Here is an 8,072-nt window from a genome sequence, read left to right as displayed (position 1 = left end):
ACACCACCGCCCGCACCAAAGCGACGCGGCCGACCACCAAAAAAGGAGAAACTGATCGCAACAACCGGCTGATCACCGAGACCAGAAAGTGGGGAATTTTACTTCGCCACTTTTGGGGATTTTTGAAACGGCATTTACATCAGCACCATCCGCATCAGATCGTTTCGCCCCTTGCGCAGCACCGCGCCAAACAGGGCAACCGCTGCTCCGCTGAGCAGCACAGCGTTCCCTGCCATCATCAGCCGCGCATCGATTTGCTGATAGACCTGAGCGCCAAGGAAGAAAACCATGCCGCTGAGCAGCAGCACATAAAGCGCATCAAACCCCATGATCGACGGCGTCAAAATCCGGTTGCCCGTGATGGTTTGAAACATCATCGCCGCCACCGCCTGCGTTGCCCCCACCAAGAGCAGCGCCGCCAGCTTCAGACCGCGGAACTCCAGCGCAAAGGCCCAACTGCCCCGGATACCGGTGAACAAGTATCCGGCACAGCACAGGACCAGCAACAGCGTCAACAGGATCATCCTGTTACGCAGCATGGACTGAACCCCTGCCATAGAGCATCCAAAGGAACACTGCTGCCCCAATGACGCCGATCACCGTGGCCGCCGGGATCTCAAACGGGTGGATCAACAGCCGCCCCGCCAAATCTGCGGCCAGCACCAAGGCTGCACCGGCCAGCGCGGTCGCAGGCAGGCTGCTGCGTAGGTTGTCTCCCATTACCCGGCTCACAAGGTTCGGCACCACCAGCCCAACAAATGGGATCATCCCGACCGTCACCACAGTAAGGCCGGTCACAATGGAAATTACTGCCAGCCCACTCATAACAACCTGCCGGTAGTTGAGGCCCAAGTTCAGGCTCACCTCCTGCCCCAACCCAAGGATCGAGAATTGATCAGCCACCAGATAACTGAACACAACCGCCAACCCGGCCAGCCACAAAAGCTCATAGCGGCCGCGCATGGTGCCCGAGAACTCGCCGCTGATCCAGATTTCCAGATACTGCAGCAAATCGGCCTGGATCGCCGCAAAAACAGCCACTGCACCGATCACCCCGCCATAAACCAACCCGACTAGCGGTACCAGCAGCGGCTGCGCAGGCGGCAGCCGACGCGTGATTGCAAAGAGCCCCAGGCTACCGGCCAGCGCTGCAGTAGAAGCAAGCATCATCTTCACTGCAACGGATGCCTCCGGAAGTAGCAACGACACCAGCAAGATACCCAAAATCGCGCTCTGACCTGTTCCTGCCGTCATCGGCTCGACAAAGCGGTTGCGCGAAAGCAGCTGCATGATCTGCCCGGCGATCGCCAGCGAAGCTCCGGTCAACAGCGCTGCGAGGGTACGCGGCAGACGGCTGTCGAAAATCAGCCGCAAAGCTTCGCCGGTGGCCAGGCTTTGGGCGTCAATGCCAGTTGCGCCCACAAACAGCGAAGCGCAGCACAACGCCAAAAGCGCCAGCAATGCCAAGATAGCAGCTCGCATAGCCGATCAGCTGCCTATAAAGCCCGCAATCAATTGATCCAGTGTCCGGTTCATAGACTGTATCCCGCCGCCCGCAATGTAGATGTCCGCCGGGTTAAGGTAGATAACTTGCCCCGCCCCCCAGGCCTTGGTGCCCTGCACCAGAACACTGTCCAGCGTTGCCGCCGCACTCTCACCAGGGCGGCCGATGGCGGCAAGGCGATCCACCACGATCAGCCAATCAGGGTTCTTGTCGCGAATGAACTCGAAAGACACGCTTTCGCCATGGATCGAAGCACCGATCTCCGGTGCCGCTTCCGGTAGCCCCACAGATGTATGCAGCCAACCGAACCGCCCGCCTGTGCCGAAGGCCGAAATCTTAGGCCCGTTTGTCATGATCACCAGCGCGGTGCCCTTGCCTTCTGCAGCGGCTTTGGCCTGTGCAAGGCGGGCCTCGAAGTTTGCCTTCAGGCTGGCAGCCCTGTTTTGACGTCCGAAAATCTCTCCATAGGCTTCCAGCCGCGCAAGCCCCTCGGTAACTGTATCATAGCCCACCGTCATGTCGATTGCCGGCGCAATCCGTGACAGCAGCTTTACCTGATCGGCACTGCGCGTGCCCACCACAATCAGATCCGGCGCCAGCGCATGCAACGCCTCGAGATCCGGTTCCCAGAAGGTGCCCAGATCCACCGCGCTGGCTTCGGTTTCGCCCAGATAGTCCACGTAGAGCGAATTCAAGGTGCCGGCCACAGGCACCTCCAGTGCAGACAGTGTGTCCACCGCAGCCACATCAAATACCGCGACGGTTTCCGGTGACAGCGGGACCTCTTTGGGTCCGCGGGCCGTACCAACAGTCAGGTCTTCGGCCAGTAGCGGTCCGGCAATGAATAAGGTCGCAGCATAAGCAAGTGTTCGGAAAACCATAGCAAGCCTCTCGGAATCTCAGCGGTTAGGAAAGAGTTCGGCTTGCGACATGCAATTGCATGCCACTGGCTGTCTCCGTTTGCCACATGCCGCGTGGAAAGGCCATACCGTTTCCAGGGCTGCCTGCCCGTATTTCTGCACCTACAACGCAGTTGGGATCGCGACCTCAGAAGACCCAAGCTAATCGCCAACGTTGATTTGCGCCAGCACTGCGCCGGGGAGGGAAAACGTTGCAAGCAGGACAGATTTGCTGAATTTGGCCTTTTTTTTCTTCCAATGACTGTTGCCACTGCATCGTTGCGGTTGCCTCCACATCGGGGCAAACGCCCTCAGGAAAATTGGACCTTTGGAAGATTTTAAGCGGCTCAGGCCGAAGGCTTATGCGTGAAACTGGCGTCTTATGCGACTGGCAGTGCTTGGATTGCCAGGCTCATCTTGGGTCTTTATTGTGCGGAGACCCAACCTCCGCCAAACGAAAACCTGATTTGTCAGGTTTTCGCTACCACTCAATGATACGAATACGTCTATCTCAACGTTATTGCGTATCGTGTTGTATCACGCCCTGCATCAAGGCTTTGAGGTTCATATCGGTTCCTGTCACATCCTGGGCGCAGCTCATCAGGATCATGGGGGCCTCCATAAACAGTCCTTGGTTGACCATCATGAAGTCCATCGCTTGGGCTTGTGACATGCCACGTTTGTTCAGCATCAGGTATTCCAACGGGTCCATGTCGCCAGATTCTCCACTGGCCTCGACCTCAAGAGTTTCTGTGATCAACAAAAAGGTCTCGTCATCATATTGCTGAGCAAACGCATCCGCCTGACAAGAGCACAGGGCTTTCTCCTCTGCGTCTTGGCCCGACATGAAGATGCACGCTTGCAAGTAGCGTTCTTTGGTTTTCGTCTCTTCAACAGTGAATGTGTTGGCATCCACTTCGACACATGTTTGGTAGATGGGTGCTTGCAGCTGCCCAACCACGGGGATCACCGATGGCATGACGCTGCGATCTATGGTCTGCATCGCTTCGGCAAAAACCATCACATCGAGACCTGGTTGCCCCAGAAAAAGTGCCGCCATCGCACGTTGTTCGGGTGTCAACTCGCGCTGCGCTGTTTCGGTTGTGAAAGTGGTCTTGGCGCAGGCACATTGATGGGTGTCGAAATCCTGAGCATCACAAAACCCGTTCAAATAGGTTTCGACATCCGCAAATGCGGGTGCAGCCAGATAGACTGCACAAAGGGCAGCGATAGAGAGGCGTTTAAAGATCATGTTCTATGTCTCCTATTTCGCGCAGGCGGCGAGTGTTGTTGTGGTTGTGTCCGCAGGGCGCAGCCACATCGGGCGGCGCACTTTGATACGGCCGTCGCGCGCGTGAAGCATGCCGCGCATATTGAGGTTGCTTTCGCAGGTGAGGTGTAGGGTGCGCGATACGCCGTCCGGCATTTGCAGCTCGCCGATGTAGGCATTGTCGCTGCCGTCCTGGCGTACCAACTGGATGCTTTGGCCTTGCGATTTCATGGTCAGGACTGCCCCGCAGCTGTCTGTGCTAAGGGTTGCCTTGGCCATAACAGGCGTTCCGACCGGCATGTCTGGTACAGCCACGCCGTCAGGACCTATGCCACCGCTAGCTGCCCCTGTGGAATGAATGGTGTACTCACCAACACAAATGGGGTGGCCTGACACAGTCTTGCTGCCGAGCGGCGATGAACTGCCGTTTCCATCGACTTCAGGTTTCCCTTCGTTGTCCGGGTCCTCATCTTTCTGGACGACGATCAACAGCGGAGGGGAGGATAGATCGACTGGCTTTTTGACCACAATAATGAGCTCAGGTGCTGCGATCTCCACCGGCTCCCGCAGAGCAATAACGAGCTCAGGTGTAGATACCTCAGTGGGTTCTGTTACAACAATAACAAGGTCGGGCGCAGCAATTTCCACAGGCTCTCGCACAAGGATCGACAGTGATGGTGCATGAACAACCCGCGTCGCAAGTTGAGGTGTGAACCTCTCTCCCGCCTCGGGCATAGGGACGTCACGCAGTGGGCTGCTGCTGCCTGGATCAATCAAGCGAAGGGTGTCGGGCTTGGCTGGCACCACCGCTTGCGAACTGGCTGCGCTAGCTAGCGCAGTTACCATCACAAGCGACGTTAAGGCAGCGGTGCAGCAAGCAAACAGGGACGTCATGGCGCAGCGCTCAATAATCGCCCAAGCAGAAGCGTCCAGGCTCGATAGTCTGGGAAAAATCTGCGTTTAGCGCGCCTCTGATATGGGTGCATGACCCATAGTCGGCGGGGTCAATAGGCCTGTCATTCTCGGCAAATCTCTTGGCGAGGCTTAGGTCTGTTTGGGGGCTGCCCTGATAGATGGTGCAGAACCAATTGAACCCATTTTGTTGAGAAACAGCGGCCCCTTTCATGTAGTCCGGAACCGTCCAAGGAAGGCGCGCCACATGTGTGCCGTCAGGCTCGGTCGGTTGCATCACGTCACCTGGCAGAGCGACTGTATAGGATTGCGTCAAAGGCGCATACGAACCACGCGTCACCGTGCAGCCGATCCAAATCCCGTCTGTGACTTTCGTGGCATCACCCGCAATACGCACGGGTATATTCAATATGAAATCAGCATTGCTTTGTGCCTGAGCGGGCACGCTGATTACCGAGAAAAGAGCGAAAAACAGAGCAGATCTTGGAAGGGTTTGTCTCATCGTTAATTGCCTTTTTCTACACTGTTCAACTACTGACATTTTTCAGGACCAAACATCTGTTCACAGGTCAGCAACGTGTCTCTGGCCTCTTGTTCCGTCATGTGATCTGATCCAACGCAGGCCACCAAAGTCGTTGAAGCAACGACGGCGAATACAAAATGTTTGAGGTAAGAAAATTGGTGGGGTTTCATTCGACGACCTCGATAGTCTGTGTGGTCAAAACTACGTCGTCACCGTTTGCATTCGTCACGCCCAAGACGTAACGCAGCTCATAAGTGCCTGGTATTTTGGGCGCGGAGAGGGTCATGGGATCGCTGGACGTGGCCGCTGCTCTATCGAGCGTTTTCCATGGCTTGGATCCCACTTCTGAAATCGCGATGTAGTCTCTTCGGAAACCCGGACCGCTCCAGTCAAACGTGAAGGGTTGACCTGCGATAATCGCGGATGGGGCTGTCAGTGTGGCTGTGGTTGGCGCGACGGAAATCTCTCTCTGTCCGACCACCACGTCATCACCGTTGGCGTTAGTGACTGCCAGTACATAGCGCAGCTCATAGCTGCCCGGTTCACCGGGGACCGTCAGTGAGATAGGAGAGCCTTTTCGAGTGAACTCACGCGTGATGTGCTTGAACGGCTTGTCACCAAGCGCTGCAATAGAAATATAGTCGCCCGCTTGGTCTGGACCTTGCCAGTCAATTGAAATGGTTTCTCCGATGAGAGCACTCCCCAGAGCGCGCAGGCCGACGGCATTCTCTTCAACAGAAATCACCTGCCGCGCCAAAACCAAATCATCTTCTTTGGTATTTTTCCCCGCAAAAACGTAGCGCAGCTCGTAACGGCCGGGCTCTCCTGGCATTTCTAACGCAAGCGGTTGTTCTTCTCGCGTGTAGCGCAGGTTGATGTAGCTAGAGGCATTATTATCCTCAACGCGCGAGACAGACACATAGTCTCCGGCCCCATTGGGGCCTTGCCAGTCGATCGGAATGGTTTCCCCAGCTGCTGCAGTCTCGGGTGCCGAAAGACTGGCTTGCAGGAGCGATCCTGTTTCGATCCAGGCACTCACTTTTGCGATCAGGCCACCTTCCAGGACGGGCAAAGTGCGCACATTTGGAAGCTCCCTGCGATAGAGGCCCTCTGCAAAACGTAGATCGTCGGTTATGGCCACGTCGTGAACACAGATCGAGTGCCAGGGATGAACCAATTCTTTTTGTGCGCAGACGGCTGCGGCGGATTCTAGATCAGCCAGCTTCAGCGCTGTCGGCATATTGGGGTGCTGATCGATTGCAAACGTGTCTGCTGTCTCACCGATGCGGTAAGGCAATAACGGGGAGTTCTCTTTCAATCGATAGGCTTCCGCATATGGCCCATGGATCCAGGCCCAATAATCCGAGCCTTCAGGCAGCTGAACGTCGTTGTCTGGATTGCCGTCATTATTCCCCAACAGACCAGTGGTTTTCTGATCCATTCGCAAATCAATGCTTGAGTTCAGATACGATTGATGGATGTCGATTGTGACGGTGGCAATTTCCGGGTGAACCAGCCGCACGACTCCCTGACGCGGCCGCGAAATGAGCACGCCAGCAACGGGACCCATATCAAATCGGAAAATATCAATCGCGTCATCGAAATGGGTTGCGCGCCAAACCTCGTCACGCGTGTCGTAGTTGAGGATAAGTTCATCAAACCGCAATCCAATTGCCGATTGAACGCTTGTGTTATTTGTAAACGGCGACAGCCGCACATGGGCAGCAAAGCGGGCATCATCGGTTTCAACCAATCGCATGTCGCCAACACTTTGCAGATCGTAAAGCAAGCCGTCGAAGGTAATGAAATGTGGTTCACCGAACAGCCCGCCTTCGGGGCTTGGGTCATCTTCAGGCGGTATGGGCGGATCGCATTTTGAATCCTGAAAGCTGACCAACTCCATTTCTTTGCAATATGTCTCACTTGCTTCACATCCAAGCTTCTTGGCTTGATCGCAGAGCAGGGTCCGACCCGTTGATTTGCAGAGCGATTTGAGGCGATCGATATCCTTCTGGCAACTGCTCTTGACGTCTTTGCACTTCTGCGCGCACTCGGCAGGAGTTGTGCCACCAAAGAAACCTGGAAAAAACGACTGAGCATGCACGTCAAAAGCACCAGAGCTGAGTGCGATTGTTGCAAGAAAAACAAAGGAATTACGTTTGAACATCACGTTAAGGGTTTCCGCATGAAGCAAAAAGGGACTGCAAGAACATGGCAACGGTGAAGGATTGCAGTGCCGTGACCGCAGAGACATCCGTCAGATCTGCAGCTGTTGAAAAGGACTGCACCAAGGGGTCTGGATGAGCCTGTGCGCGGGCGCGAACACATGCGACGAATGCGGCATCCAGGGTATCATCCCGCGCCACAATCGGGCGAGGTTCTGACACAGTTTGGTTTTGGGTATTCTGAACATCCTCAACCACCGTCGTCACAGCAAGGGACAGGTCTGCGGCGTTCTGTGCACTCAGAAAGGAGCCACCGGTTTCCTCCGCGATGCAGGCAAGTTGGGCGTTGGCGGCAGCATCTTTGATGTCAAACCCGATGACGTGGGCCGTAAAATCAATGCCGGCCTCCTCCAATGTTCGCGCGGTGGCGCAAGGATCGGCGGCACAGGTTTCAACTCCATCGGAAATTAGGACAACGGTTGCAGTCTCCTCGGTGAACCGCATCTCTTCAGCCGCCAATCGGACTGCGTCTGATATGGGGGTTTTTCCTTTTGGCCGCAGAATGCGCAATTGTTCGGTAATTCTGGCGCTGTTGCCGACATTCAAGGGAACCAGGGTTTCGATATCACCACAATCGCCTTTGCGGCGGTGCCCATAGGCGATCAGCCCGAGATTTTGGTCGTTATACCGCACTCACCCCAAAACCCGAAATTTTTCGTGTGTTATGACCCTGAAGTTGTCTGAGACCTGATCTCGGAATGTTTTCCACTCTTTGGGGATGGTTTCGCGGAAGAATCTC

At 55.5% G+C, this 8,072-nt stretch carries 8 protein-coding genes; all 8 read right to left on the bottom strand.

What is annotated here, in order from left to right; translation table 11 throughout:
* Positions 1-134 precede the first annotated feature (134 nt).
* The 8 genes from Q0C28_RS16950 to Q0C28_RS16915 all read right to left on the bottom strand — a co-directional run bounded on the left by Q0C28_RS16950 (position 135) and on the right by Q0C28_RS16915 (position 7,966).
* Positions 135-539: an iron chelate uptake ABC transporter family permease subunit gene (locus tag Q0C28_RS16950; protein ID WP_293577556.1), complete on the bottom strand. Its 405-nt coding sequence runs from the start codon at positions 537-539 to the stop codon at positions 135-137.
* The gene (locus Q0C28_RS16945) at positions 529-1,482 is read right to left on the bottom strand and encodes an iron chelate uptake ABC transporter family permease subunit (protein WP_293577554.1); all 954 of its coding nucleotides are present in this window, start codon (positions 1,480-1,482) and stop codon (positions 529-531) included. The genes Q0C28_RS16950 and Q0C28_RS16945 overlap by 11 nt, the downstream gene beginning before the upstream one ends.
* A gap of 6 nt (positions 1,483-1,488) precedes the next feature.
* Complete coding sequence (locus tag Q0C28_RS16940; protein ID WP_293577552.1) at positions 1,489-2,385, bottom strand: siderophore ABC transporter substrate-binding protein; 897 nt, start codon at positions 2,383-2,385, stop codon at positions 1,489-1,491.
* 535 nt (positions 2,386-2,920) lie between these two features.
* Positions 2,921-3,655, bottom strand: coding sequence for a hypothetical protein (locus Q0C28_RS16935; protein WP_293577550.1), 735 nt, complete (start codon positions 3,653-3,655; stop codon positions 2,921-2,923).
* A 12-nt stretch (positions 3,656-3,667) separates the two neighbouring features.
* On the bottom strand, positions 3,668-4,567 hold the full coding sequence (locus Q0C28_RS16930) for a hypothetical protein (protein ID WP_293577548.1): 900 nt from the start codon (positions 4,565-4,567) through the stop codon (positions 3,668-3,670).
* A 10-nt stretch (positions 4,568-4,577) separates the two neighbouring features.
* The gene (locus tag Q0C28_RS16925) at positions 4,578-5,087 is read right to left on the bottom strand and encodes a hypothetical protein (protein WP_293577546.1); all 510 of its coding nucleotides are present in this window, start codon (positions 5,085-5,087) and stop codon (positions 4,578-4,580) included.
* A gap of 187 nt (positions 5,088-5,274) precedes the next feature.
* Entirely contained in the window at positions 5,275-7,275 is a 2,001-nt protein-coding gene (locus Q0C28_RS16920; RefSeq protein ID WP_293577544.1) for a VWD domain-containing protein, read from the bottom strand.
* 4 nt (positions 7,276-7,279) lie between these two features.
* Positions 7,280-7,966 (bottom strand): hypothetical protein, encoded by a 687-nt coding sequence (locus Q0C28_RS16915; protein ID WP_293577542.1) that lies wholly within the window; start codon positions 7,964-7,966, stop codon positions 7,280-7,282.
* Positions 7,967-8,072 lie beyond the last annotated feature (106 nt).

The organism is Phaeobacter sp., assembly GCF_022825805.1.
Lineage (GTDB): Bacteria > Pseudomonadota > Alphaproteobacteria > Rhodobacterales > Rhodobacteraceae > Phaeobacter.
Note: the sequence above shows the minus strand (reverse complement) of the source record. Positions and strands in the feature narration are given on the sequence as shown.